This window comes from Aquimarina rubra, assembly GCF_042684305.1.
Classification (GTDB): Bacteria; Bacteroidota; Bacteroidia; order Flavobacteriales; family Flavobacteriaceae; genus Aquimarina; species Aquimarina rubra.
In genome coordinates this window covers 589,820-613,487 of record NZ_JBHULE010000008.1, presented here as the reverse complement: position 1 = coordinate 613,487, position 23,668 = coordinate 589,820, and the positions used below count along the sequence as shown (strand labels likewise).

Genomic DNA, 23,668 nt, shown 5'->3' with positions numbered 1-23,668 from the left:
TCTTCTTGCTTTCCTCTTAAAAGATACGTTTTTAATTTGCTTTACGTCTTTCCTTATTTTTTTAATGTATTATGATTATCCGAAATCCCCTAATGTTTATGGGATGTTTGGTATTTTAATTCATAGCTTTAAATTAATTTTTTAAAATATTTTGTGATTTTTTGAATGTACTAGATACTAATAAGAAAAAACAAGCTCATATGAGTAAAGAAGAGGAGTTTACTCGAATTATAAAGGATAATGAAGGTGTTATTTTTAAAATAACTACTGTATACACAGATAGATCAGAAGATCAACAAGATCTATATCAAGAGATCGTGTATCAATTATGGAAAGCTTATGACAGTTTCAGAGGAGATGCTAAAGTAAGTACCTGGATGTATCGGGTTGCTTTGAATACGGCAATTACGAGATTAAAAAAAGAGAAAAGGAATGGTAATAGAGTTGGGATCGATCAGGTCGTATTGAAACAAACCGAAAATTATAATACCGAGTTCGAAGAGAAATTAAAGATTTTATATGCGCATATAAAAATGCTGAATGATTTGGAGAAAGGTCTGATTCTATTGCTTTTAGAAGGAAAAAAATATGAAGAAATAGCATTAATTACCGGTTTAACAGCATCAAATGTAGGAACGAGAATATCCAGAATTAAGCAAAAATTGAAAACTCAAATAAAAAAATAGGTGGCTATGGAATTAGAAGAAATGCAAACAGTATGGTCTGAGATAAGTGGCCAATTAGAAAAACAAAAAAAATTAACTGATAAAATGATTATTATGATGACACAAGAACAGTATAGGAAAAAATGGAATAAAATTGCTTATCCGGAAATATTTGGTACAATTATTTGCTTTAGCATGGCGATATTAATTTTTGCTAATATTTCTACATTAGAAACTTGGTATAATATAATATTAGGCATTTCATCAGCGGTTATACTCTTGGTTTTACCGGTGCTATCATTACGATCGATCAATAAAATGAGCGGAATTGATTTTTACACAAACAGTTATAAGGATACTTTGATAAAGTACACCAAAAGTAAAAAGCAATTTCAATCACTTCAGAAGATTTCCTATTATTTAAGCTTTTTATTAATCTTTTTGATATTACCTGTAACATCTAAAATTATCGGTGGTAAGGATATGTTTACAGGCGTAAAGAATATTTGGCCTCTGATTATTTTCATTCCTTTAGGAATTACATTTTTCGTGTTTTTTACCAAATGGGTTAAAAAATGCTACGGAAAAAATATAAATGAAGCCGAAAATATATTAAAGGATTTACAAACAGAAGAATAGTATTCAATTTATTATAGAAAAATAAAGCTCGGAACTTTATTAAAAGTTTTGGGCTTCTTTTTTTTAACTCATCACGGATATTACCACTATGAGAAAAATAGGATGTTTTTGTACCTTTAAAAAGTAACCAATTTCACATAAAATGAACTATCATAAAAACTTTAAAAAAGTGTGCAAAACCTTTTTTTTTCTACTCTTTTTTAGTCTTACTTTCTATTCCTGTAAAAGTGATCAACAAGTTTTTGATAAAAACTTTGTGCATATAGTTTACATCTGGCTCAATAATCCTGATAACCAAGACGACAGAAAGCTTTTTGAAGAATCTCTAGATAAATTTCTCAAGACATCAAAATATGCAAAAACCAATTTTGTAGGAAATCCGGCGGGTACGGATAGGGAAGTGGTAGACAACTCTTATACTTATGCAATTGTTGTAACCTTTTCCTCTAGAGAGGAACAGGATTTATATCAAAAAGAAGAAGCACATCTTTTGTTTATTAAAGAGGCTTCTCCTTTGTGGAATAAAGTACAGATATATGATGCTGTTGGTATAGATTGAAATCTCTTATGATGACTCTTATACATTAGAATCCAGATAAGATTCTAAATTGCTAAGGGAGTCATCCCAGAATTGCTCATAGAATTGCAACCATTGATTTATTTCTTTTAGAGGTTTAGTATCGGCAAAACAAAATCGTTCTCGCCCTTTAGAATTTATTTGTACTAAACCGGCTTCTTCCAGAGTTTTTAGGTGTTTGGTAATACCTTGGCGACTCATATCAAATTGACTCGATATCTGAGTGATAGGTAATGCGGTGGCAGCTACAACCAATGCATGAAATATTTCGCGTCTTGTTGGGTCTGCAACTGCCTTCAGTATTTTAGTGATTCTATCCTGCATGCACTGCTTGTTTTAAATAACCAGAAAGTTCGTGAATACAATTATCCCATCCACCATGAAAACTATTAAACATAGTAACCGCTGTTTCTCCGGGATAATTAGCAATACCAGAATGTTCTAAATATAATTTAGTGCCTTCTTCTACTTTTTCTAATTTCCAAGTAACGGTAGTTTCCACATCCGTATTTGCCACAATCCAAGTATATTCTAACGTATATGGATGAGCTTGTTTTATCGTTCCTGTGATTTGGCTACAGTTTTCTTCGTCAGGTGAGTTAAAAGTATATTTGTAACCAACTTCTGCTTTAAAATCTGCCGGGATAAACCAGCTAGATATTTCTTCTTGTCTAGAAATAGCATTCCAGATTTTATCTATCGAATGCTTAAAAATTTGTTCTTTAATGATTGAATCTTTCATTGGATTAGGTTTTTAAAATTTTAAAATGCAACTTAACGGTTGCTAATTTAATTAATACTATTAATAAATGCAACTATTTGGTTGCTTTTCTTGTTGATTTATAATTTAACATACTTTGGAGTGGAAGTGGTAAAAACAACTACTAGAATTTTTTTTAATCGTTATTTCTCATTAATTTAATGCTTTACAATCGTCAGTTTATTCCCCAGATTTTTAGTTTTAATAAAGAAAGTGTGATTTCTGTACATAGTATTCTTTCGTCTAGATTAGATAGAACTATGTACTGAGGTCTTTTCTTTAGTATGATTTTAGTTATAATTTGTAAATAACCAAACCATCAACCATATGTCTTTGCCAAATAAGAAACCGGTAATAAATTGTCATACTCATATTTTTAGAGGAGAACACGTACCACCATATCTTGCAAAAACTTTTGTTCCCTGGCCATTAAGCTATTTACTAAATACTGCTTGGATTTTGAAGTTTTATAAGAGAAGTGTTCGTAGCAGTGGTAAAAAATTTCAGGATCCGTACGTAGAGAAAAGAAGGAAAAGAGTGGTTAAAGCCATTAAACTTAGAAGAAACAAATTGTTTTCTAGCATTTTGTCATTAGTAGGAATGGTGCTGACCGTTCATGTCTTTTTTATTATATTTAGATGGTTGTCACTTGTTTTCAATCCCGAACAAAACGAAATAATAGGATATATTATCAAGCTTCAGACTTGGTTGATAGATCATACAATGTTATTTCCTATTCATAATGTATATTTACAAATTCTTCTGACTGTTATATTATTTAGTTTTTTCAAGAGTGGCCGAAATCTTATTCTGTTTATTCTCAGAAAAACAGTAAAATTTTTCTCAATTCTTCCCGGTAAAATGACAAAGGATTTGTTAGAAAGATATTTATTATTAGGGCGATTTACTTTGTATAAAAATCAAAGTAAAATTTTTTCGTCAATGAAAGAGCAATACGCTCCAGGAACCAAATTTATTGTATTGCCAATGGATATGGAATATATGGGCGCCGGTAAATTAAAACCCGAGAATTCTTACCGATACCAAATGGAAGAATTGGCAGCGATTAAAGAAAGTAGCTCTAATAAAGATGCGTTTCTACCATTTGTGTTTGCCGAACCTAGAAGAATTAAAGAAGAAAAGGATCATCTAAAATATACTTCTGAAAATGGAAAAGTAACCCTGCTAGATTGTTTCATTAAACAATATATAGAAGAAAAGAAGTTTGAAGGGTTTAAAATTTATCCGGCACTAGGATATTATCCATTTGATGAAGCTTTATTACCCTTATGGAAATATGCAGCAGATAATGGGATACCAATAATGACTCATTGTATCAAGGGGACTATTTTTTATAGAGGGACTAAGAAAAAAGAATGGGAGGCACATCCGGTGTTTAAAGAAGTTGTAAATCTAAAAAATGAGATTTATGAATCATTATTACTACCACAAGGTAAGAACAAAGACTTTTCATTAAACTTTACACATCCATTAAATTATTTAATACTCCTAAAAGAAGAGTTATTGAGAATATTAGTCAGTCAATGTGGTGAAGAGATCAGAAACCTTTTTGGATATACCGACCTTAACACCGAATTAAAATATAATTTATCTCATTTAAAAATTTGTTTTGCACATTTTGGAGGTGAAGATCAATGGAATAAATATTTGGAATTGGATCGATATGGATACAGTAATGAATTGATCAAAGAACCCGAAATGGGCATTGATTTTTTGTATACGGCTAATAAAAAGTTCAGTTGGAAAAAACTTCAGGATTGTTGGAAATATGTTGATTGGTATTCGATTATCTGTAGTATTATGCTACAGCATGATAATGTGTATGCTGATATTAGTTATATACTTCATGATGAACAAATTTTTCCATTATTAAGACAGACTATTAATCACGATAAATTAGGAAAGAAAGTGTTATTTGGGACAGATTTTTATGTAGTTCGAAATCATTCTGCAGAAAAGAATCTGGTGGCTACCACTACGGGTAATCTTACGGTAGAAGAGTTTGATATTATCGCGCGTGATAATCCTGCGGTATTTTTATCACGCAATTAATCACAACTACTGGTAGCATACCATTTGGCAATAGTATTCTCTGCAGGTTTGTATCTGGGTGAAAAATCCAGATTTGTAGAAGCATTTTCCTTTTTCGATTGCGTATTCCATTGCCAAATATACGTTCCTGCAAACCAATCTTTATCCCAAAACGTTTCATAAAGAGCTTGATATGCAATTTGCTGTGTCTTATCAGATTTCTGTTTAGATAATATACTCAGAGCAGAACCCCATTCCCATGGTTTAATCGTGGCTGAAGCTTCGCTTTTATAACCTATTTCTGTAAATAGGATCTGTTTATTATGCTTTTTTGATAATGATTCCAGTAAATTTACATGAATGTTCCAACCTTTTTTTATGGCACTTATATCAGGGTTTGATGACTCTGTTAAAGGAAAGTAAGCTTGGATACCAATATAATCCAATTCATTCCAAAAGTCTATGAATTCGTATTCTCCATCCCAATTGGCCGCATAGGTTAGTTTTCCTTTATAAATAGTTTTAATTTCTTTAATAAGGGATTTCCATCGTTCCGGTTGTTGGACTATAGAACTGTTTAGCTCCGTTCCAATACAAAATAACGCTACATCTGTTTTAGCAGCCATTTTTGCATAGTGAATCATATTCATACGATACGATTCGAACCAGATATCCCAATCAGAGGTTGATGAGTGGGTAATATTAGACCTCCATCCGGTGCCCAACCAAAGGTGAGGTTTGAGCATGATACGTATATTCTTTGCTTTCAGGTTTGTTATAGTTTTTATATGCAAACTATCCCTTTTTGACCATTGACCAAGATTTTTGGGAATTCTCATGGTCAATGTTTTCTCATCTTCTTGATCCATAAAAGGAACTACTGCCACCCATTCTATATTAGATCGTATGATGTCATCAATCGCTACTTCATGATTGTTATTGTAATTCCATCCAAATACTGTCATACCGCGATGTTTCCCGTCAGTCTCATATAATTCTTTAGCAATACCACTATTATTTTCGATGGAAGGAATCCAATCATATTCGAAGTTTTCTGAACTGTTTTTCGCAATAATAATTTTAAATATACCAAATAGAACCAATGCCGGAGTAAATAATCTGAGCGAGAAATTCTTTATCATTACTTTAAAACCTTTCTTTTTTTGTACTCTTATAAAGTATCTAAAAATTAAAAAGAGAAAATATAATATAATAAACAAAACATGAAGTGCGATTTGGAAGTTGAGTCCCTTTGATGCCTCGCCAAAATATTTGATAGATTCATAAAAAGTAATACCGTTACTAACTCCGCCGATTATAAAAAGAACCAGACTCATTAACCAGGTAAATATATATACACTTAGTGCCGTAAATAGTTCCTTTTTCATGGATTTAGTTAATTATGATAATAGTTTGAAAGAAGAATACCATGTAATCTTACCTAGAATTTAAATGAATATCACTTTTTAAATGTAAAGAATATTTAAATTTTTCATAAAATGTATACCCAAGGCTTATTTAAACTGTATTTTAAACTCTCTAACCATCACATTATCAGGATTAATTATAAAAATGGAAAATGTATGGAATTACAGAACAAATTGCTGGCATTATTAATTTTACTAGGAGTTTTCTTTAGTCAAGCTCAATATAAAGAGAACGATTGGAAGGAACGAGATACCTGGATGAATGTCTCGAAGATCTTTGAGATAGCAGAAATAAAATCAGGTAATAAAGTTGCTGATATTGGTTGTCACGAAGGATATTTATCAATTCATATGGCTAAGGCGGTCGGAGCATCCGGAAAAGTTTTTGCGGTAGATGTTAGAAAAGATAGATTAGAAAAATTGGAGGAGCATCTTATAGATAGAAATGTAAAAAACGTGCGTACAATCCTAGGAGATTATGATAATCCTAAATTACCGGAAAACTCATTAGACGTAGTCGTTATTTTGGATACATATCACGAAATGGATGATTATAAGAAAATATTAGCTCATGTGAAGAAAGCTCTTAAATCTGGAGGAAATATTGTACTTATAGAAAAATTTAAGCAACATATGCTCAATAAATCCAGAGAAGAGCAAAAGGAGGCCCATACATTAGCGTTACATTATGTAAAAGAAGAATTAGAAGCAGCTGGATTTAAGATTAAAAGCGAAAGCAAAGACTTTGGTAGGTGGAAAAAGGAAGAAGATAAGCGGATATGGATTTTAGTTGGTAAGAAACAGTGATTATTCCTGGATTTCCTTAGGAAGAAGTAAATCTCCTTAAATTCAGTAGAAGTATATCTTCAATTAGCAGAATTTTCTGGTTCTAGACATCTTAATTCATTTATATTTGTTAATAAAATATAACTTTTCATCAGCATATTTCCATAATACAAATTCAGAATGAAAAAAATAATATGGAGCATACTGCTCTCTATATCAATATGTGCATATGCTAGTGCGCAAACAAATACACTAAACGTAAAAGTACTTTCAGAATCAAATAATGAACCACTTATTGGAGCAACTATTTATATACAAGAAATAGATAAAGGAGGTGTTACAGATATTGATGGTATGGCAACAATTGATAATATCCCTAATGGTAGCTATAATGTTAATATATCATTTATGGGTTTTGAATCTATAGAAAAGACCGTAGAAATTCCATATTCAGAAATATTGGTGATAAAGCTAAAAGAAGATGGAGAAGCTTTAGAAGAAGTAATTCTACAGTCAAATCGAAGTACCCGAACGATAAAAAGAATCCCTACCAGAATCGAGTTTATTGGAGCAGAAGAGTTAGGAGAAAAAAATGCCATGAATGCTACCAATATTTCCATGGTTTTAAGAGAAAGCACGGGTATACAAATGCAGCAAACATCTTTAAGTAGTGCGAACTCTAACATTAGAATTCAAGGATTGGATGGACGCTATACACAATTACTAAGAGATGGTTTTCCATTATATGGTGGATTTTCTAGTGGTTTGAGTATTTTACAGATTCCACCGGTGGATTTGAAACAATTTGAAATTATAAAAGGAAGTTCTTCTACACTTTACGGTGGTGGTGCCATTGCAGGATTAGTAAATATGATCTCAAAAACACCAGAGGAAGAATCGGATTTAGATATAATGCTTACCCAAACCCACGCTTTGGGAACCACCGCGAATGTTTTTTACAGTGAGCGTTATGGTAAATTAGGGATTACCTTGTACGGATCAGGACATTACCAAAAAGAATATGATCCAGAAGATGACGGATTTAGCAATTTACCAAGAACAAAATCTGTATCGATCAACCCAAAATTGTTTTACTATCCTTCTGATGAGACTACCTTTTGGTTTGGTGTCAACGGAACCTACGAGGATAGAATAGGTGGAGATATAAGCGGAATTGAAAATACCGCAAATATCACCCTTTACACAGAAGAGAACATATCCAAACGTATTAGTACACAGGCTGTATATACGACAGAAATAGATGCCGCACGATCTTTAAATATAAAGAACAGTTTTGCTTATTTTGAGAGGAATTTAACTGTTCCGAATATAAATTTTAATGGGGATCAGTTCAATTCATTTACAGAAGTAGCTTATCATAAACGAGGAGAAAGGTCCGATTGGATTTTAGGAGCAAATTTATATACCATCGATTTTGATGAACAATCTAGTGGTTTGGAACGAGATCAGAACGATATCACTACAGGGTTATTTGTTAATAATATTTATGATTTTTCTGAGAACTGGATATTAGAGACTGGTTTTAGAGCGGATTATGCTAAAGATTGGGGTTTCTTTCCCTTACCTAAGATTTCATTGCTTTATAAATCAAATAATTCATTTTCAAGCAGAATAGGAGGAGGCTTAGGATATAAGATTCCGGATATTTTTACAGAAGAGGCAGAATTCATCAATTTTAACAACGTACTTGGTATCGATAAGGATGCATTGGATGCAGAACGTTCATATGGTGTAAATCTTGATTTTAACTATGAGACTCATCTTACCGATGAAATTGGTTTTTCTATAAACCAATTGTTTTATATCACAGCAATTCAGAAAGGCCTGCTATTAACGGATGCTAATAATGGATTTTTTGAATTCGAAAATGCACAAGACGATATTGTTAGCAAGGGAGCAGAAACCAATATCAAATTTACATATAAAGATTTTAGATGGTTTCTTAATTATGCATTTATTGATACACGTTTAAACTATCTCGATGGTAATCCCCAAAAGCCATTAACGGCAAGACATAATGCAGGAAGTGTGGTGATGTATGAAAATGAAAAATGGCGTATTGGTTATGAAACTTATTATACCGGAAAACAATTGCTTTCTAACGGAACAGAAACTACAGATTTTATAACCATGGGATTATTAGGAATGCGTAATTTTAGTTGGGGAACGATCTTTGTAAATTTCGAAAATTTCACGGATCGAAGACAAAGCAGGTTTTCGCCATTAGTTTTACCTCCAAATAACGATCCTACGTTTCCAGAGATTTATGCACCAACTGATGGTTTTATTTTTAGTGCTGGTATTATTATAAAACCTTTTGGACAAAAAGAACATCATTAACCTATATAATTATAATAACTGTTGTTTTATTTTAGAAAATCTAGTAATCAGTAATTTATAATTAATTTTCACAATTCTTATTGCAACTTAATTTTAGCTGCTTACCTCCAATCTATAACCAACACCATGAACATTTGTAATTTTTACCCCAGAATCTTTTCCTAGTTTTTTACGTAATTTTGAAATGAACATATCGAGACTTCTTCCAACAATAACTCCTTGATCTTCCCAAACCTGTTTTATCAGTTGTTCTCTTTTTACGATTTGATTAGGATGTTGTGCAAAAATTGTGAGAAGCTCACTTTCTTTAATGGTTAAAGAAATTTCATTCTGATCTTTGCTTAATTTTAGTTGATCAGGGTAAAAACAAAGTGTTCCGAGTTGGATATGATAAGAAGTAATTTCTGAAGTGTTTTTTTCTGATTTCTTTTTAAATAAATTTGTTCCCGTTAATAGGAGAATAAATAGTGCAACTAAAGCAAGTGTATAAGGATTACCTAAGGTGCTATATAAGGAAGATACATCTTCTTTTAGCATGATTACTTTAATCGAATAACAACTTTTAGGAAAATCTCTACCTAAACATGGAATCTCATTTTCCTGAAGAGGGCCTAATATTTCATAACTATAAGACACCTCATTCGTTTTACAATTAACTAATTCTGTAATATAATTTTCAGATAGACCTGCTTTTTTAAGTTCAGTATCAATAACCTCTACGAGAACTTCGGGATTGATAAATATTTCTTTTTGAAAAGACAATTCAAAAGTGTTGTTATCTATTTCTTTTATCGGTAAAACAAGCGAGGTAGTATCATTATTTTTTAATAATAACTTATTCCCGACAATTCTTAACGCGACCTTTATTTTTTCAGGATAAAACGAAACTTCTTTCGAAGAAAAACTATGAATTGACAAAATACCTGCCAATAAGACAATTACAGTTGCTAATATTTTGACTTTGTTTTTCATAGAAAAGCTTCACTTTTTACAAATAACGGAAATTTTACAATTGCGATACACTTTTTTACAATTGATTTAGTGTAGTTGGATAGACTCCGAGTTATTTTCGTTTTAAGTAAAATTAAAAAAGAGAAAATTGATGAAAATTAATGTGAGAATCCGATTTAAAAAACTAATCACTAATAGAATTAAAATACCTGTAGGTGTAGTCATAATCATGATGTTTTTTGGTTGTTCAGGCAAGACAGATTTCATAACCACTGAATCTGGTCTTCAGTATAAAATACTAAAAGTTGGTTCCGGTCCAATGGTTGTAAAAGGACAAGAAGTCCTTATTCATGAAACTACAAAATACACAAATGATTCTTTGGTGTATACTTCCAGAAATAGAACAAGTCCTCTTAAAATCTTAGTAGGAGGAAACCAAGTGATTAAGGGTGTTGATGAAGGGTTACAAGGAATGAAAGTTGGAGAGATAAGAAAGTTAATCGTTCCTCCATCATTAAGTAAAAGAACAGGCAATATAACATTTCCACATCCAGATTCTACATTGCTTTATGATATAGAATTGATAGACATCGTACAAGAAGAAAAAATGTCCAAGCCAAATGGTAGTAAAGTTTTAAGAATAGATAAAGAAAACAGTAAACTTAGATGGGAAGGCTTTAACAAACTGCATACTGGTGGGCATTATGGAACTGTTACCTTTCATAGCGGTCAATTTTTTGAAAAAGAGAATAAGATTATCGGCGGTGAATTTGTTATCGATATGAATTCAATAAGAAATACTGACGGTGAATATAGTGAGTCATTGGTAGATCATTTAAAGAATGCTGATTTTTTTGAAACAGATAGATACCCTTTTGCTAAACTTTCTATCACAGATGTGAAATATACAGATGATTCTAATCTGTCCGTTACAGCTGATTTAACTATAAAAGAAATAAAAGAACCTATAGAATTTAATGCAGTGATTACACACAATAATGACAGTATAACTTTTGTGTCAAAGTTTATAATTGATAGGACCAGATGGAATATGTTTTATCAATCAGGTAGTTTATTTGGTAATTTTGGTGACAATTTGATCTCTGATGAGATACATTTTGAAGTAACTATTTATACAGAATAATGTTACTGAAATTAACATATTTATTTGTTAAATAACTGGATGTGAAAAAATAAATGATATTTTTTATGATAAAAATTCTGCAAAAACGCACAAAAGGCAGTAGTTTTGCAGCCCTAGAAATCAGAAAATATGTCGGAGCTCACAACAGAATTACAAGAAACAAAAACAGGCAAGGATTTATATAGTTACCAGAAAGGAGCCATCAATAAAATTTTTAAAAGTTTTGAAGATGCTAGAGAAGATTATCACCTTTTGTATCAATTACCAACTGGTGGAGGTAAAACGGTTATATTTTCTGAAATCGTAAGACAATACCTTAAACATCACAATAGAAAAGTATTAGTGATGACACATCGAATAGAATTATGTAAGCAAACATCTAATATGCTTACAGGATTCGGTGTAGATAATAAAGTGGTAGATAGCAAAGCAAATCTTGATGATCAGGATAAGTATAGTTGTTTTGTAGCAATGGTAGAAACCTTAAATAATAGGTTGAATGAAGATAAATTAGATATATCTGATATAGGTTTAGTTATCATTGATGAGGCACACTACAATTCATTTACTAAGTTATTTAAGTTTTTCGAAAAGTCCTTTATTCTGGGAGTTACAGCTACACCGCTGAGTTCTAACTCAAAGTTACCGATGAAAGATAATTATGATGAGTTGATCGTTGGTGAAACTATCGAATCTCTTATCGAGAATGAGTTTTTAGCGCGTGCAGAGGTATTTGCATATAATATGGGATTAACTTCTCTGGAAGTAGGATCTAATGGAGACTATACGGTGAAATCTTCGGAGGATTTATATACCAATAGTAATATGCTGAGTCAGCTGCTTCAGTCATATGAAAAGCATTCTAAAGGTAAGAAAACATTAATATTTAATAATGGTATCAACACTTCACTACATGTGTATGATACTTTTAGATCTGCTGGATATCCGATAGCGCACTTGGATAACACAGCTACCAAAAAACAAAGAAAACAGATTCTTAAATGGTTTAAAGAAACTCCGGATGCTATTTTAACCTCTGTTAGTATTTTAACAACAGGGTTTGATGAACCTACTGTAGATACAATTATTTTAAATAGAGCTACAAAATCATTGACTTTGTATTACCAGATGATTGGTCGTGGTTCGCGTATTCTTAATAATAAATCTAAGTTCAATGTTATTGATTTAGGAAATAATTATCATCGATTTGGACCTTGGGGAGCAGATCTGGATTGGCAAAAAATATTTAATTCACCAGATTATTATATGGACAAACTCCTTAATGATGAGGAGATTGAAAGCAAATTCAGGCATGAAATGCCAGAAGAATTAAGAGCAGAGTTTGCTAATTCTGAAGAAGTGTATTTTGATATTAAAGAAACTTATAAAGATTCAGTTAGAAAAGGTGAGTCTTCTAAAGTGGTATTAGAAAGATCTATCGCACAACACGCAAAAATTTGTATAGAGAATAGCGAAGATGTGTATGATGCAATTGCTTTAGCTAAAATGTTAGGTGAGGATATAGATCATAGAATACAAAGCTATGCCAAATGTATAAGTAGGAGTACACACAATTTTTTATCCTGGTTAAAAGACGATTACCGAAAAAAATTGAATGCATATCTAAGAGAGAATTTTGATACCAAATTCGAAGAAATTCACGGAAGACCACCAGAATAAAACCTTTTCATTGTATTAAGTTCTGATATATCTAAGAACCTTTATTCTTTCAGAAATCTCCAGGCTACAAATCGACTTTGTTTGTTTCCCTGGGACACTTCTATCGTTTTATGAATAGCTTTTACTTTATTAAGTTGTTTGTAAATTTTTGGTAAGTTTTCTTTTTTAGAAACCAAAGAAGTGAACCAACCGACTTGGGTTTTAAAGAATACACTTTGCTTGATCATTCGTTTAATAAACAAAGCTTCGCCACCATTACACCAAAGTTCATTCGCTTGTCCGCCAAAATTTAATGACGCAGTGTTAATTTTAGTATCATTTGATGATAAGTTCTTTAATTTTCGTAATGTTCCTTTGGTCGCTTCACTTTCTGAAGTATGAAAAGGGGGATTACACATAGAAAAATGGTAATATTCATTAGGTTTAATAACACCTTCAAAAATGTTAGCATTATTCTCTTGATGTCTTATCTCAATATTGTTTTTTAAATTGGAAGTCAGATCTACATTAGCCTGAGCAGCAGAAACGGCAGCTATATTAATATCTACACCAACCATTTTCCAGTTGTATATTTGAGATCCTAGAATGGGATAAATACAATTTGCACCTACACCAATGTCTAACCCTTTTATTTGAACACCAATAGTATCTTCTTTTAATATATCTGCAATATGATGGATGTAATCAGCTCTTCCTGGAATAGGAGGGCAGAGATAATCTTTTGGAATATTCCAGTCATCTAATCGATAATGATGTTTTAGAATTGCTTTGTTTAACTCTAGTACTGCCTGATTGTTTGAAAAATCAATACTCTTGGTACCATAAGAATTTATCAAAAGATAATTTGATAAATCTTGATGAGCTGCAGCTAGGACATCAAACTTGTAAGGCGAATTATGAATATTATCTGGATGCAAAATATAAATTGGAATAATGAATATGTAAATATATGGATTATAATTTCTGAAAATAATTAGTAGCGAGATAATAAGAGTTTTGGACTATTACTTTTGTTAACACTAAAAATGCGGGATAAAATATGTTAAAATAAAGTTAAATAAACATCTATAAAGCTCATGTTTCAACTATCATTAAACTTTTATGATCATATAAAAAAGAATAGTACTCTAAACTAACTAAAATCTTCTCAATAGCAATAAACACCCTGATTTTGTTGAAAAAAAGCTGATAATTCTCTATGTATTTTATACCAAATTTTAGCTTTTAGGTTTAAAAAAATACTACTAAATGAGGATTTTAGTTTTTATAAAAAGGGGAAAATACCCCTTATTTTTAGTTATTTAATTTTTTATATTTATCCTAATTAATCGTCACAAATATTCTCACACAAACTTAATTATCTTGCAATTTGTATATCAATATTGCATCATAGATTGGCTTACATGAAATTCGATTTGAGCGAATCATACTTTGATGATTTATAGTTATTGTTGCTGCAACTATAATCAGAATTACCCATACATAAAAAGCTCTAAAGTTAGATGTATTCAATTTGTGCTTCAAAGTGCTAGGAATACTTAGAACTCATTAATCAGATATGTTTAATACTTAATACGCGATTTATGAAGTCTGTTGTAGCAACGCTTACCTTTTTACTTTTAATTTCTTGTACTATAGAAAATGATAATGTTCCTTTAGGGTTTGATCAAGTTTATTCTGATGATCCGGAACAAACTATGATGATCGATATTATTTATGTACAACCGACTTCTGTATCTCAACAATCTTCTTATAACTTGGATGAATCTGATTTTATCAAGAATCTAAATGGTAGTTTTTTTCATAGATACGGTATTGGATTAGAAAAAGGAGATATTAAAACCCTCATAAACGATGAGTTATACGATTTGAGGGATAATAGAGGAGAAGAGTCAAGAATATTCTTAATGCAAACACAGAATTCATATAATCCTAATAGGGTAAGTTTATATATTATTAAAAGAGCTCATACCGTGAACATCGCCGGGATAGGAAAAAATCAAAGAGCTTTAATTACAGATGAATTTTTATATACTCCTACCGCTCCTCATGAAATTGGACATGCTTTGGGGTTACTTCATTCTACAATAGAAGGAAATGTAATGAGCAAAATAAGACCACATCTAAGAAGAGAATTCACAAATGCGCAAGTTGATCAAATGAAAAGTGTTATGAAACGAATAGAGGATTTATAGAATAAGTTTAAAATAATGAAACCTCTACATTAAACAAGAACTTTTTTAGATAGATGTGTTAGCCTTAAGTAAGTTTGCTTGTAAAACAGGCTTCTTTTGACAAGGGTTAAACTGATATAGGTTGCTTGATAGCAGCCTATTCTGTTTAATACATTTTTCAAGTAATTTGGTATTAGGTATATTCATACCGAACTTCATTTATCAAGACTAAATTTCAATGCTATAAAATATACCCTTTTCTGGGTATTTTTTTGTGGTTTTTAGTTTTATACTTTTATACAAATTAATTATTGTGTGAAATGTAAGTATTTAAAAAACAATAAATTATATGTGTTTTTTCGTAAATTGCATATAAGAATAAAACTCCCGTTTCAGTCGTCAATTTCCCCAATCGTAAACTAGCCTTTTTTTATTTCAACATATAATCGCTAATGTGTTGAGATGATTGGATTATAATCAAATAGTTATTAGGTGATTTAAGTAAGATATATAATATAACAACAATGTAATCATGAAAAAACAACAACCAAAAACCTTATTAATAGAGTTATTGCTAGCATCAATTAAAAGCGCAAAAGAAAAAAGTAATAAGCAAGAACCATTATTGGATATGTTGGGGGACACAAAATTTGATCCTTCTAAATTAGAAAAAATGCTACAAAATCAAGATGTAGCTGATGAGTGGATTAAAGACCTGATTGATGATGGTGTTCTGGATGAGTTAGATTTAGAAAAAATAGAGAATTCTGTTATTTATCGAATATCAATTTCAAAAGAACTTTCTGAAGAAAAAAAGAGACAAGTTCTTGATGACCTTATTACCCGAATTCGATTAGATCCCAAGGATTGGAAGGATGTGAGAATTCGATTAGATAAAGATTGGGAAGAGAAATTAGATATACGAATAGATCCGGACTGGAAGAACAAATTATAAGGATACAGATCAACTTTAAACACACAAAATAATGGAAGAGTTAAAAGAAAAACTTAAGGGTGTAATAGATGAAATTAAGAAGCTAGAAGAAGCAAAGAGGAATGATATACAAGCAAAGTTTTTGGAAGAGGTTAATAAAAAAGATATAGATAAAGATGAGTTATTAAAATTATTAAAGGATAAAAAACTTCTTGACACATTAAATCTAACCAAAAAAGACACTGAAAACATAGAGTCTTTAATCAAAGAACTGGAAGCCGAAAAAAATAAAGAATCAGAAACTATAGATCCTAAAAAACATATTCTTTATTACAGAACGGAGTATGAGGATTATAAAATTGAGATATTTTTAAAAAAACCAAAAGGATATACCATACCAACAGAAATATTTGAATTTATAAGTGCTGTAGAAGATGTGCAAACAGTAATTAAGGAAAATTGTAAATCTAATGAAGAAGCTGATAAGTATTTGTCCACCTTATATGGAATTGCAGAGGTGGGAGGAACTTCTACATATAATTTGTTTGCAAAAAAACAATTAGCAGCTTTTGAAGAGAATTTTGTAGCTTCAAAGTGGTGGTCATTGAAACTTCCATTTATTAGAGAATTAGGAGTCACCATGTTTGGTGCTGTATTGGTTTGTCTTGTTCTTGTGTTATTATTAAAAATTGGATTAATTCAGGATGAGTTCTATGAGAAAATGAATGTTGATGAAGGGTATATTACAAACTGGTTTTTTGTATTAATTGGATCATTATTGGGTACTTGGGTTTCATTTTCACTTTTCAAAAAGAATAAAACTATTGAGGAAATAAAATCACTTAGAGATAATATTCCGCATCCGTTGTATCGTTTGGCTATTGTTGCATTGGTGTCTTCTATTTTTTATCTGTTTTTCATCACCGGATTCTTTAACGTAGAAATTGGTAATGGAGATTTGTTATCAACCAAAAATATTGGTACTAAAAACTATGAAAATTTAGCACTTCTGGTCGGAGTTTTTATAGGTTTTAGTGAGAATTCGGTTGGTCAAAGTTTACGAAAAAGAATAGAATCATTTACTTCTAAGTTATAAATAAGAAACAAGGTTGTTTTCGAACGAATCTATGGTGAAAAATGAAAAAACAGGCTGTTTTCAGCCTGTTTGATATTAATTTAATAATTGTTGTAAAGGCAGTTATATCATCTCACCAACGTGAATAGGACTTAATTCATCGACTTCATTGTCTTTGTATATTCGTGATTTTATAACAAATCGAATCCCCAAAGGGATTTCTAAAGAAAAACTAGATCCGCGACCTTCGATCACATCTACAGTTAATTGTGTATGTTTCCAATATTCAAATTGATCTGCAGACATGTAAAAGTCACAGTTATGGATTGTTCCTAGCCATACATCGGTTTCATTAATCATCAATTCACCTTTTTCAAAACACATAGGTGATGATCCATCACAGCATCCTCCGCTTTGATGGAACATCAATTCCCCATGTGTATTTGTAAGGGTATTAATTACTGCTTTTGCAGCTTCAGTAACTTTAACACGCGGTGTCATATTAAAACTTCGTTTTAAAAGAAACCAAGTGGTTTCTTGTCATAAGAAATAAGCATGTTTTTGGTTTGGCGATAGTGGTTGAGCATCATTTTATGATTTTCTCTTCCAATACCGGATTTTTTGTAACCTCCAAAGGGTGCGTGAGCAGGATATGTATGATAACAATTTATCCAAACACGACCAGCTTGTACAGCTCTGGATATCTGATATGCTTGATGCATATCACGAGTCCATACACCGGCTCCTAAACCATAGAGTGTGTCGTTGGCGATTTCTATAGCTTCTGCTTCATCTTTGAACGTAGTTACACAGGCAACCGGACCGAATATTTCTTCCTGGAAGACACGCATTTTATTATTTCCTAGTAATAAAGTTGGTTCAATGTAATATCCATTTTCCAAGCCTTCTACGTAAGCAGCTTTACCTCCAGATAACACCTCGCACCCCTCGTCTTTACCAATATTTATGTAGTTTAGAATTTTTTCGTACTGATCATTTGATGCTTGTGCACCCATCATCGTTTCCGGATCTAATGGATGACCTAATTCGATTGCTTCGGTGCGTTCGATTACACGTTCTATAAATTTCTCATAAATACTTTCCTGGATCAATATCCTAGATGGGCAAGTACATACTTCGCCTTGATTAAGTGCAAATAATACTGCTCCTTCGATACATTTGTCAAAAAACGTATCATCTGCTTCCATAATGCTTTCAAAAAAGATATTTGGAGATTTACCTCCTAGTTCTAATGTAACTGGTGTGATATTTTTAGAAGCATATTGCATAATAAGCTGGCCTGTTGTAGTTTCTCCTGTAAAGGCTACTTTTTTAATTCTGGTGCTAGAAGCCAATGGTTTTCCGGCTTCAATTCCAAATCCATTAACTACATTAAGAACACCGTCAGGAAGTATTCCTTCAATCAACTCCATAAGGATCATAATTCCTACCGGAGTTTGTTCTGCCGGTTTTAATACAATACAGTTTCCGGCTGCAAGGGCAGGAGCTATTTTCCAAGTTGCCATTAAGATCGGAAAGTTCCATGGAATAATCTGACCTACAACACCTAAAGGTTCTAGGATGTTTATAGATACTGTATTGGAGTCTAATTCACTTGCTGATCCTTCTTCTGCACGGATTACACCGGCAAAATATCTAAAATGATCTATAGCCAAAGGAAGATCGGCTGCTAAAGTTTCTCGTAAAGCTTTTCCGTTATCCCAGGTTTCTGCCCGAGCTAAGACATCCAGGTTTTGTTCCATAATATCAGCAATTTTCAATAAGCAATTACTGCGATACGTGGCAGAAGAGTTATTCCATTCGGGAGCAGCTTTCCAGGCTGCATCGATAGCAAGTTCAATATCCTCTGCGGTGGATCTGGCAATTTTGGTGAAGCTGGTTCCATCAACAGGAGAAAGATTGTCAAAGTATTGACCTTTAACAGGAGCGGTCCATTTTCCACCAATGTAGTTATTGTATTGGTCTTTGAAGTCAGGTCTTCTTACCTTACCTTTTGGGGTTGGTCTTACGATACTCATAGTAATAATAGAATTAAAAAGGTTAAAACGGTTGTTAGAATAGAAATTCTAGTGTTTTGTCAAACAAAAAGATGTAATGTGTTGACAATAAAGGACGTACCTTTAAATATACTATTTTTTGAAGAATTTTCGGGAATGAATATTGTTAATATTACTATTAACTTTTGTAAAAAATGTGTTATAAAATGATCCTAAACAGCATACATCTGTACTAGAAAGTTTTATTGATTATATAAGGTGAATTGGAGTAGAAGAAAGAGTATTGATTAGTTCTTTACTCTTGTTGCTTCAAAAGTTTTAAATAAAATACCTTTATAAGCTCTAATGTAGCATAAATCAGTATTGTCTGAGTCAATCCATACTTTTACAGTATATGTTTTTCCACTATCTGCATTATAGATGGTTCCTCCGGCTAATTCTCCGTCTTCAAAAATTAGATCATTAAGAATATCAATTCCTAATAATTGACGTGTTCTAAGAGCTGGATTAGGGTTTTTGTTATCCAAACCATTAAGATTTGAGATAGGCTTTTCTGCCCTCTTTTTTATTTTTCCAAAAAACTGATTCTCATTTTTGTATATCTCGATGATAGATCCACCTTGTATTTGCCACTGACCAATATAAGTTTCTGGGGTTATAGATGAGAGATATAGGTAAGAAATGAATACAATAAAGATAAATCTCATTAAATAGGAAGTTGTTTAGTTTCTTCGGAAATATAAGTATAAAAGTTTGATTGTAACATTTATTTCTCAATTACCATAAAGAACTTTTTTCTATTTAAGAAATATAAGGAATAAACTGTGAAGATAATTTTACTCAAAAAAAAACAGGAAATGATATTAATATAAAGGAATAGAGGAGAGCTCCTTTATTTAGTACCATCTATTATATCCTTTATATCTACTTCCATATAATCTGCGATCTTTTTTATTCTTTCAAAGTCTTTAGCTAGGTTTTTACGCTTTACTACATAATCTCCTGCTTGCGGGCTTACTCCTAATGTTTTAGAAATCCCGTATACCGTTTTAGCTCCTTTACTTTTCTTGAGGAGTCTTTTCAAATTTTTATTTACCATAATTCAAACATACATGTAATTTTTTAATAATCAAATAAAATTTTATTAAAAATATATTTGTATAATCAAATTATATATGTATATTCGTGAAAACTAATCCAAAAATCATCACCTATGAAACTCTTATTGTTTACTGCTTTATTCTGTGTGTCCTTAGGATACGCAAACACAACTCCGAAAAATGAAAAGGAAAAAACTAAAAAAGAGAAGAAAAGTGTCAAAGAAGAGAGCTCTTTAGTTTCTAAAAATTTTCATTCTGTAAAAAGATGGAAAATGACAATCGAATATACTAGTGGAGAGGTGATTTCTAAGACGATTACCCTAGATAAGAATTCATCTGTAAGTCCTATGGAGAGTGCTTTTATGGAAGCAGAAAAATATATGAAAACATTAAAAAATGTAAAGAGTTATAATGTATCACCAGTTTCCAGTAATTCTTTTGTGTTACTGGCTGGTAATTAAAAATCCTAAATGAGTCTCAAAACTACTACGGAGACGGCAACCTACTTAACGAAAAAAGGCAGTGTGAACTGCCTTTTTTTATTTTATGACAAACTTTAATTTATAACTTTCGAGAGTAGTCATCTTATTAGAATTATCATTTATTTCACTATCGAATAACCGATTCAGGTTGTTTCCTGCTAAATCTTCAATACTTGGTTTAAAAAGAATTTGATAGTTATCATTTTTCCACGGTTTAAAAGGTGTAAAAGATAATACTGTCTCTTTATCTATAAGTTTCCAGTTACCTTTAACCTCTATTTGATTACTATCTAACACTGTAATGTTATCAATACAACTACCATAATCAAGTGGTTCAGCACATTGAATCAGAAGGTTGGATACAGAATTCCCTTTTGGGATATTTAGTTTCCAGTCGTGTATATTGGGTTTAACTCGATCCGCGGTAGTAATCATAAACGGATGAGTATACTCTTCATTCATAGAAACTCCGTTATCATCTTTGATTTCTTTTGAAATTATCAGGTGATAGCTTTCTTGTTCACTAAAAATAACACCTAATTGTTCATTAGGTATTAAACCACGTTTTTGTCTTCCGGGCTCCATCCAGACTGTTAAAAGGGTTCCATCTTCCGAAATAAGCACATTTTCTAATGGTAGTATAGCTCTGGATAATGTGTCGCCATTTGCACTAACTAATTTAATATGGTTATACGCCTGTACCGTATTTATTGGTTTTGAAAATTTGATGTACCATTTTAAAAGGTTAGAGGGTAGTGCAGAAGCCGAAGGATAAATTTCTGATACGGTGAGGAACTCATAATTTTTGGGGATCGGGAGTGAAAAATACCTAATAGTGTCATTGTATACGACTGTATATTTCTGATTCCATCCAAATTGAACTAATGGAATAAATTGAATCTCTTTTTCTAACCTAATGGTCTTTCCCAGTATAGGAGAAGAGGAAGCCAACTTATCCTTAGCAATCTCACCTTTAAAGACAAAAATATTTTCTACTGTTGATATGTCATTCTTTATTACAATTTGATTTTCGCTAAGGGTAAAGTCTAGAGCCGATTGAGCGCAGATTTTTGATACCACGCTTATGGATACTAATAGAATATAGAAGAAATGCTTCACTTTTTTATTGATAATAAAAGATGAAATTTGGAGAAATGATTTTCTTTATTTTATCCACCAACTATTTCCGGTTTTTAGTGCCAGATTTCCATTAGATTCTCTTTGTATTATAAGAAAACTATCGCCCAGTTTATCTAGTTGTTGCACATTCACAAATGGTAAATTCACATAATCCACGCCTACAGCTGCCCCTTTTTTGGTAACCGGTGTGGTAAGAGCGCCTTGATATGCTTCAAGATCTTTAAAATCCATTTTCATTAGGGGTCTATTGGTATTTGCAATCAATAAATAACGGCTTCCTTCGCTTTCAACCTCTATCATATCTACTGGAGAGTTTCCGCTTCCTAATTCTGCAACAGTTCTACCTTTATTGTGTTCACCCGGTTTAATTTCATTCATTGGAAAAACCACTAATGGAGTACACGTATAACCGGCAACTACATGTGGATTGCCATTAATAGTAGTAGGAATAAACGCTTTTATCGGAGCATGAGTCTCATATTTTCCGTGTGCTGCGTGATAAATTTCCAAGGAACTATAATTTTGTTTTTCGTTAAACGGAAAATCGATAGATCTAAAAGTAGAAGCGAATTCTTGATTGCTTAAGCCGGACAATAATACTTTGCCTTCCATATATTTAATATCAGCTACAGCCCATTTACGTAATTTTCGACCTCTACGGTCTTCTGCTTCTTCTGTAACAGGGTTTTGTAAGGTTGTTTTGCTATATGATACATTATCAAGAGGGACTTGTTTCAACATATTATCTTCTACTCTTAACAATATCGGCACACCAGAGCTATGATTGATAGAAAGATAGATGTTATTATTCTCAGGATTTACCACCATATCAGTAATTTGTATCTGATCGATAGTGGTTCCCATCATATCAGCTATTAATTTATCTAATTGATCTAGTTTTACTTTAGAATTATCCAATGTTGGATGTTCTTTAAGATCTATAGCCACAATTTGGGCAGCCTTACTATCACCTATAAACAGAATACCTTCTAGACCAAAAGTCATCGTATGAATAGAGGTGATACCAGGATTACCGGTTTTGAAATTTGCTTTTAAAGAAGAATTTGCCTGAGCATTATTAGCAAAAAGAGCTAGGATCAATGAAATAATAAAAGTGATGAGTGTTTTCATGACGAGTGATTTATAAATAATCAATGATTCTAAAATTAATAAAAATGGAGGAGGCGTAGAGTTAAATAAATGCCAATTACCGTATTCATTTTTTCAATTAAATATATAGAATATAAATCCTTTGGACTTTGTGGTATGGCTGTTTTTAGACATTGAAATAATCTTTAAACAACAAATCGGAGAGCAGTTTGTGCTCTCCGATTTAAATTAATGAATGTAGTGTTTCTAGTTAACTAAGTTCTCCTTCACCTACAGGCTCATTAGCCGTGGATATTCTGGAGTTGTTAAATCCGTTGTCATTATTGAAGTATACATAAATCGGGCTTTCATTGCGTAGCATATCAATCAAATGCTGTAGTTGATTATGATGATAATAAAAGCTGTAATAAGAACCGGATTGGGTTGCTGCCGGAAGAACTGCATTGGGATCCTCTCTAAACCAAACAGAACAGGTTTGTCCACCAGAGCCTCTTAAAATTAAATTAGTTTTTCCATTACTTCTAGATGACCAATTATAATATGAGTACGTCTGAATTTGAAAAGTTGATTGTGCCATAATTGTTATATTTTTT

At 31.8% G+C, this 23,668-nt stretch carries 24 protein-coding genes; 12 read left to right on the top strand and 12 right to left on the bottom strand.

Annotated elements, in window-relative coordinates; genetic code table 11:
* Positions 1-200: 200 nt before the first annotated feature.
* The 3 genes from ACFSR1_RS06985 to ACFSR1_RS06975 all read left to right on the top strand — a co-directional run bounded on the left by ACFSR1_RS06985 (position 201) and on the right by ACFSR1_RS06975 (position 1,863).
* Positions 201-686: an RNA polymerase sigma factor gene (locus ACFSR1_RS06985; protein ID WP_378290982.1), complete on the top strand. Its 486-nt coding sequence runs from the start codon at positions 201-203 to the stop codon at positions 684-686.
* A gap of 6 nt (positions 687-692) precedes the next feature.
* Positions 693-1,304 (top strand): hypothetical protein, encoded by a 612-nt coding sequence (locus tag ACFSR1_RS06980; protein ID WP_378290980.1) that lies wholly within the window; start codon positions 693-695, stop codon positions 1,302-1,304.
* 256 nt (positions 1,305-1,560) lie between these two features.
* Positions 1,561-1,863, top strand: a complete 303-nt coding sequence (locus tag ACFSR1_RS06975; RefSeq protein ID WP_378290978.1) for a Dabb family protein — start codon at positions 1,561-1,563, stop codon at positions 1,861-1,863.
* 18 nt (positions 1,864-1,881) lie between these two features.
* Here ACFSR1_RS06975 and ACFSR1_RS06970 read toward each other — a convergent pair whose 3' ends face one another.
* Both ACFSR1_RS06970 and ACFSR1_RS06965 read right to left on the bottom strand, forming a co-directional pair.
* On the bottom strand, positions 1,882-2,205 hold the full coding sequence (locus ACFSR1_RS06970; protein ID WP_378290976.1) for an ArsR/SmtB family transcription factor: 324 nt from the start codon (positions 2,203-2,205) through the stop codon (positions 1,882-1,884).
* Positions 2,195-2,623, bottom strand: a complete 429-nt coding sequence (locus ACFSR1_RS06965; protein ID WP_378290974.1) for an SRPBCC family protein — start codon at positions 2,621-2,623, stop codon at positions 2,195-2,197. Before ACFSR1_RS06965 ends, ACFSR1_RS06970 begins: the two co-directional genes overlap by 11 nt.
* Before the next feature lie 345 nt (positions 2,624-2,968).
* On the opposite strand from ACFSR1_RS06965, the gene ACFSR1_RS06960 reads away from it, so the two are divergent.
* Positions 2,969-4,714 carry a hypothetical protein gene (locus tag ACFSR1_RS06960; RefSeq protein WP_378290972.1) on the top strand — a complete coding sequence of 582 codons (1,746 nt, stop codon included), beginning with the start codon at positions 2,969-2,971 and terminating at the stop codon, positions 4,712-4,714.
* Here the strand turns inward: ACFSR1_RS06960 and ACFSR1_RS06955 are convergent.
* Positions 4,711-6,081, bottom strand: coding sequence for a glycoside hydrolase family 113 (locus ACFSR1_RS06955; protein WP_378290970.1), 1,371 nt, complete (start codon positions 6,079-6,081; stop codon positions 4,711-4,713). The two genes, ACFSR1_RS06960 and ACFSR1_RS06955, sit on opposite strands and share 4 nt — an antisense overlap.
* A gap of 195 nt (positions 6,082-6,276) precedes the next feature.
* On the opposite strand from ACFSR1_RS06955, the gene ACFSR1_RS06950 reads away from it, so the two are divergent.
* Both ACFSR1_RS06950 and ACFSR1_RS06945 read left to right on the top strand, forming a co-directional pair.
* A complete protein-coding gene (locus ACFSR1_RS06950; protein WP_378290968.1) occupies positions 6,277-6,927 on the top strand; it encodes a class I SAM-dependent methyltransferase in 651 nt (216 codons plus the stop codon).
* A 159-nt stretch (positions 6,928-7,086) separates the two neighbouring features.
* Entirely contained in the window at positions 7,087-9,267 is a 2,181-nt protein-coding gene (locus ACFSR1_RS06945; RefSeq protein ID WP_378290967.1) for a TonB-dependent receptor, read from the top strand.
* Positions 9,268-9,360: 93 nt separating this feature from the next.
* Here the strand turns inward: ACFSR1_RS06945 and ACFSR1_RS06940 are convergent, their stop codons facing one another.
* Entirely contained in the window at positions 9,361-10,239 is an 879-nt protein-coding gene (locus ACFSR1_RS06940; RefSeq protein WP_378290965.1) for a winged helix-turn-helix domain-containing protein, read from the bottom strand.
* Positions 10,240-10,369: 130 nt separating this feature from the next.
* On the opposite strand from ACFSR1_RS06940, the gene ACFSR1_RS06935 reads away from it, so the two are divergent.
* Positions 10,370-11,362, top strand: coding sequence for a YceI family protein (locus tag ACFSR1_RS06935; protein WP_378290963.1), 993 nt, complete (start codon positions 10,370-10,372; stop codon positions 11,360-11,362).
* A gap of 129 nt (positions 11,363-11,491) precedes the next feature.
* On the top strand, positions 11,492-13,042 hold the full coding sequence (locus ACFSR1_RS06930) for a DEAD/DEAH box helicase (RefSeq protein WP_378290961.1): 1,551 nt from the start codon (positions 11,492-11,494) through the stop codon (positions 13,040-13,042).
* Between the two features lie 41 nt (positions 13,043-13,083).
* On the opposite strand, the gene rlmF is transcribed toward ACFSR1_RS06930, so the two are convergent.
* Positions 13,084-13,959 carry a 23S rRNA (adenine(1618)-N(6))-methyltransferase RlmF gene (gene rlmF, locus ACFSR1_RS06925; RefSeq protein WP_378290959.1) on the bottom strand — a complete coding sequence of 292 codons (876 nt, stop codon included), beginning with the start codon at positions 13,957-13,959 and terminating at the stop codon, positions 13,084-13,086.
* Positions 13,960-14,625: 666 nt separating this feature from the next.
* Between rlmF and ACFSR1_RS06920 the strand changes: the two genes are divergently transcribed.
* From ACFSR1_RS06920 to ACFSR1_RS06910, 3 genes are all read left to right on the top strand, one after another.
* Positions 14,626-15,237, top strand: a complete 612-nt coding sequence (locus ACFSR1_RS06920; RefSeq protein ID WP_378290957.1) for a matrixin family metalloprotease — start codon at positions 14,626-14,628, stop codon at positions 15,235-15,237.
* A gap of 511 nt (positions 15,238-15,748) precedes the next feature.
* Positions 15,749-16,171, top strand: coding sequence for a hypothetical protein (locus ACFSR1_RS06915; RefSeq protein ID WP_378290955.1), 423 nt, complete (start codon positions 15,749-15,751; stop codon positions 16,169-16,171).
* Between the two features lie 31 nt (positions 16,172-16,202).
* On the top strand, positions 16,203-17,246 hold the full coding sequence (locus tag ACFSR1_RS06910; protein WP_378290953.1) for a hypothetical protein: 1,044 nt from the start codon (positions 16,203-16,205) through the stop codon (positions 17,244-17,246).
* 102 nt (positions 17,247-17,348) lie between these two features.
* On the opposite strand, the gene ACFSR1_RS06905 is transcribed toward ACFSR1_RS06910, so the two are convergent.
* The 4 genes from ACFSR1_RS06905 to ACFSR1_RS06890 all read right to left on the bottom strand — a co-directional run bounded on the left by ACFSR1_RS06905 (position 17,349) and on the right by ACFSR1_RS06890 (position 20,327).
* On the bottom strand, positions 17,349-17,726 hold the full coding sequence (locus tag ACFSR1_RS06905) for a DUF779 domain-containing protein (RefSeq protein WP_378290951.1): 378 nt from the start codon (positions 17,724-17,726) through the stop codon (positions 17,349-17,351).
* A gap of 14 nt (positions 17,727-17,740) precedes the next feature.
* The gene (locus tag ACFSR1_RS06900; RefSeq protein WP_378290950.1) at positions 17,741-19,264 is read right to left on the bottom strand and encodes an aldehyde dehydrogenase family protein; all 1,524 of its coding nucleotides are present in this window, start codon (positions 19,262-19,264) and stop codon (positions 17,741-17,743) included.
* 266 nt (positions 19,265-19,530) lie between these two features.
* Positions 19,531-19,950, bottom strand: coding sequence for a DUF2147 domain-containing protein (locus ACFSR1_RS06895; protein ID WP_378290948.1), 420 nt, complete (start codon positions 19,948-19,950; stop codon positions 19,531-19,533).
* A 185-nt stretch (positions 19,951-20,135) separates the two neighbouring features.
* Positions 20,136-20,327: a hypothetical protein gene (locus ACFSR1_RS06890; RefSeq protein ID WP_378290946.1), complete on the bottom strand. Its 192-nt coding sequence runs from the start codon at positions 20,325-20,327 to the stop codon at positions 20,136-20,138.
* Between the two features lie 129 nt (positions 20,328-20,456).
* Between ACFSR1_RS06890 and ACFSR1_RS06885 the strand changes: the two genes are divergently transcribed.
* Positions 20,457-20,804: a hypothetical protein gene (locus ACFSR1_RS06885; protein WP_378290944.1), complete on the top strand. Its 348-nt coding sequence runs from the start codon at positions 20,457-20,459 to the stop codon at positions 20,802-20,804.
* A 78-nt stretch (positions 20,805-20,882) separates the two neighbouring features.
* Here the strand turns inward: ACFSR1_RS06885 and ACFSR1_RS06880 are convergent, their stop codons facing one another.
* The 3 genes from ACFSR1_RS06880 to ACFSR1_RS06870 form a co-directional block, all read right to left on the bottom strand.
* Positions 20,883-21,944 (bottom strand): Ig-like domain-containing protein, encoded by a 1,062-nt coding sequence (locus ACFSR1_RS06880; RefSeq protein WP_378290943.1) that lies wholly within the window; start codon positions 21,942-21,944, stop codon positions 20,883-20,885.
* Positions 21,945-21,989: 45 nt separating this feature from the next.
* Positions 21,990-23,096, bottom strand: coding sequence for a hypothetical protein (locus ACFSR1_RS06875; protein ID WP_378290941.1), 1,107 nt, complete (start codon positions 23,094-23,096; stop codon positions 21,990-21,992).
* Between the two features lie 229 nt (positions 23,097-23,325).
* Positions 23,326-23,652 carry a hypothetical protein gene (locus ACFSR1_RS06870; RefSeq protein ID WP_378290939.1) on the bottom strand — a complete coding sequence of 109 codons (327 nt, stop codon included), beginning with the start codon at positions 23,650-23,652 and terminating at the stop codon, positions 23,326-23,328.
* Positions 23,653-23,668: the final 16 nt, after the last annotated feature.

Bases quoted from the DNA above. Each gene is read 5' to 3' on its own strand.
- ACFSR1_RS06985 (WP_378290982.1), top strand. From the start codon at position 201: ATGAGTAAAGAAGAGGAGTTTACTCGAATTATAAAGGATAATGAAGGT.
- ACFSR1_RS06980 (WP_378290980.1), top strand. From the start codon at position 693: ATGGAATTAGAAGAAATGCAAACAGTATGGTCTGAGATAAGTGGCCAA.
- ACFSR1_RS06970 (WP_378290976.1), bottom strand. From the start codon at position 2,205: ATGCAGGATAGAATCACTAAAATACTGAAGGCAGTTGCAGACCCAACA.
- ACFSR1_RS06965 (WP_378290974.1), bottom strand. From the start codon at position 2,623: ATGAAAGATTCAATCATTAAAGAACAAATTTTTAAGCATTCGATAGAT.
- ACFSR1_RS06960 (WP_378290972.1), top strand. From the start codon at position 2,969: ATGTCTTTGCCAAATAAGAAACCGGTAATAAATTGTCATACTCATATT.
- ACFSR1_RS06955 (WP_378290970.1), bottom strand. From the start codon at position 6,081: ATGAAAAAGGAACTATTTACGGCACTAAGTGTATATATATTTACCTGG.
- ACFSR1_RS06950 (WP_378290968.1), top strand. From the start codon at position 6,277: ATGGAATTACAGAACAAATTGCTGGCATTATTAATTTTACTAGGAGTT.
- ACFSR1_RS06945 (WP_378290967.1), top strand. From the start codon at position 7,087: ATGAAAAAAATAATATGGAGCATACTGCTCTCTATATCAATATGTGCA.
- ACFSR1_RS06940 (WP_378290965.1), bottom strand. From the start codon at position 10,239: ATGAAAAACAAAGTCAAAATATTAGCAACTGTAATTGTCTTATTGGCA.
- ACFSR1_RS06935 (WP_378290963.1), top strand. From the start codon at position 10,370: ATGAAAATTAATGTGAGAATCCGATTTAAAAAACTAATCACTAATAGA.
- ACFSR1_RS06930 (WP_378290961.1), top strand. From the start codon at position 11,492: ATGTCGGAGCTCACAACAGAATTACAAGAAACAAAAACAGGCAAGGAT.
- ACFSR1_RS06920 (WP_378290957.1), top strand. From the start codon at position 14,626: ATGAAGTCTGTTGTAGCAACGCTTACCTTTTTACTTTTAATTTCTTGT.
- ACFSR1_RS06915 (WP_378290955.1), top strand. From the start codon at position 15,749: ATGAAAAAACAACAACCAAAAACCTTATTAATAGAGTTATTGCTAGCA.
- ACFSR1_RS06910 (WP_378290953.1), top strand. From the start codon at position 16,203: ATGGAAGAGTTAAAAGAAAAACTTAAGGGTGTAATAGATGAAATTAAG.
- ACFSR1_RS06905 (WP_378290951.1), bottom strand. From the start codon at position 17,726: ATGACACCGCGTGTTAAAGTTACTGAAGCTGCAAAAGCAGTAATTAAT.
- ACFSR1_RS06900 (WP_378290950.1), bottom strand. From the start codon at position 19,264: ATGAGTATCGTAAGACCAACCCCAAAAGGTAAGGTAAGAAGACCTGAC.
- ACFSR1_RS06895 (WP_378290948.1), bottom strand. From the start codon at position 19,950: ATGAGATTTATCTTTATTGTATTCATTTCTTACCTATATCTCTCATCT.
- ACFSR1_RS06885 (WP_378290944.1), top strand. From the start codon at position 20,457: ATGAAACTCTTATTGTTTACTGCTTTATTCTGTGTGTCCTTAGGATAC.
- ACFSR1_RS06875 (WP_378290941.1), bottom strand. From the start codon at position 23,096: ATGAAAACACTCATCACTTTTATTATTTCATTGATCCTAGCTCTTTTT.
- ACFSR1_RS06870 (WP_378290939.1), bottom strand. From the start codon at position 23,652: ATGGCACAATCAACTTTTCAAATTCAGACGTACTCATATTATAATTGG.